Raw genomic sequence first — 2,375 nt, forward strand, 5'->3', positions numbered from 1 at the left:
CGGATGAAAGAAATTCGCGCCGCTCAAGCGGGGAAGAAGCGTGCGAAATGATTCGATGAGAAGACGTTGGTTGCTGTTGGCTGCTGGGGCAGGACTGTTGCAGGCAGGGCTCACCGCGGCCGACGCGCCGACGATGGAACAGGCGCTGCCGCTGAAGGTTGCGCGCCAGGTGCAGTTCCAGACCGACGAAGGCACGTGGATGGGGGTGGATCTCGCCCCGAACGGCAAGACCATCCTCTTCGATCTGCTCGGCGAGCTGTACACAGTCGATGTCGCGGGCGGTCCGGCCAAACGGCTGCTCGGCGGATTGGCCTTCGAGAGCCAGGCGCGTTATTCCCCCGACGGTAAGCACATCGCGTTCATCAGCGATCGCTCCGGCAATCAAAACTTGTGGATTGCAGATGCCGACGGTTCGGGTCTGCGGCAACTATCGCAGGCGCAGGGCGATCCCTCATTCAGTGCGCCGATCTGGTCGGCCGATGGCAAGTCCATCTATGTGAACTTCGCGGCGAAGTTGTACGCTGCAGTCGGCATCTGGAAGTACGACGTCGCGAGTGCCACGGGCACGGTGCTTGCGCCACCCAAGAGCGCGCCTGAGCGTTTAGCGATCGGGCCCGCGCCATCCGCCGATGGTCACTATGTCTATTTCGCGTCTGCTTCGGAGGATTCCGGAAATCAGTACGGCAGTCTCCCAGTGTGGAAGATCGTGCGCCGGGATTTGCGCACCGACCAGGAAGTGACGGTCGTGCATGCACCGGGCAGTGCCATGCATCCGGTGCTGTCGCCGAACGGACAGCGCCTGGTCTACGCCACCCGCGTGGATGGTCAGACAGGATTGCGATTGCGCGATCTGGTCAGTGGCGCGGATCGGTGGCTCGCGTATCCCGTGCAGTTCGATGCACAAGCTACGTCGGGCTTCAAATCGAGTGGCCTGATGCCGATCTTCACGTTCACTGCCGACGGCAGCGCGCTGCTGCTGAGCCTGAACGGCAAGATCCAGCGCATGCAGATCGACAGCGGCGCAGCCACCGCTATTGCATTCACCGCTGATATTTCTCTCGACGTGGGCCCGCGGCTGCAGTTCGATCAGAAGATATCGGATGGTCTGGTGCGTGCGCGGGTGATTCAGTCGCCACAACAATCTCCCGATGGACGCGACCTCGCGTTCTCGGCTCTCGGTAGCGTCTATGTCATGCGCTTGCCCAATGGCACGCCGCGGCGGCTCGCTGAAGGGTTCCAACCGAGTTGGTCTGCTGACGGGCGTTCGATCGCCTATGTGAGTTGGCAAGCCGGCGATGGCGGCCACGTCTGGCGCGTCTCGGCTCGTGGCGGCACGCCGCAGCGTCTGACCCAGGCTTCGGCTTACTACACCGAGCCGGTGTTCGACTCGACGGGCAAGACGGTCTACGTGCTGCGCTCCAGTGCCTATGAGCAGTCGCAAGTAGAAAAGAGCGATTTGTATGTCAACCGTGTGGCGGACATCGTCCGGCTCGGCGCGGATGGCACGTCGACCACGGTGATTTCACAAGAGCTGCAGCTCAGTGGGCTACGGTTCTCGCCGGATTCGGGCCGCTTGTCGTTCGAGAGCGAGGGTCGATCCGTGCAGTCGATGAGCACCGATGGCACGGACCGGCGCACCCATGTGAGTGTACGCGGGCCGGAATCGAATGTGCCCGTGTTGCTCAGTCCGGATCAGCGCTGGGCATTGGCGCAAGCGGGTGGTCAGTTGTATCTGTTCGCGGTGACCGCCGACGGTGGGACCGTCGATTTGAACGACTCAGCGATGCAGCGCTGGCGCATTTCGGAACTGGGCGCGGATTACTTCGCCTGGGCCGATGGCGGCAAGACCATCACCTGGGCGCTGGGTCACGAATTCCATCGCGTGCGTTTGGACAAGATCGATCGAACGATTCGTGAGCGAGATACGCCAGCGGCTTTGCGTGGCACTGAGAACTTCTCGGTTCGTGTCGAAGTCCCACGTGACATGCCTCAGGGCACGTTGGTCCTGCGGGGCGCGGCGGCGATCACGATGAAGGGCGACGAGGTCATCGACGATGCCGATGTCGTCATCGTCAACAACCGCATCGCTGCTGTCGGCCGGTCGGGGCAGGTGACGATTCCCAAGGATGCGGTGGTGCGCGACGTCAAAGGGCGCTTCATCGTGCCGGGTTTCATCGATACGCATGCGCATTGGCTGCACAGCCGCTTCGACGTCCTGGATTTGCAGGCGTGGACCTTCAATATCAATCTGGCTCATGGTGTGACGGCGGGCCTCGATCCGCAGTCGTTCACACAGGATGTGTTTGCCTATGGGGACATGATCGATGCGGGCCTGATCACGGGGCAGCGTGCGTTTTCCACAGGTCGGGGTATTG

General features: G+C 62.1%; 1 protein-coding gene. It reads left to right on the forward strand.

The window, feature by feature from the left end:
• Nucleotides 1-55: 55 nt before the first annotated feature.
• Nucleotides 56-2,375, forward strand: a 2,320-nt coding sequence (locus tag JNL55_RS34865; RefSeq protein ID WP_322111072.1) for a hypothetical protein, incomplete at its 3' end; no start/stop codon positions are given.

Origin of the sequence: Steroidobacter sp., from assembly GCF_016790065.1 — a bacterium.
Taxonomy (GTDB): domain Bacteria; phylum Pseudomonadota; class Gammaproteobacteria; order Steroidobacterales; family Steroidobacteraceae; genus Steroidobacter.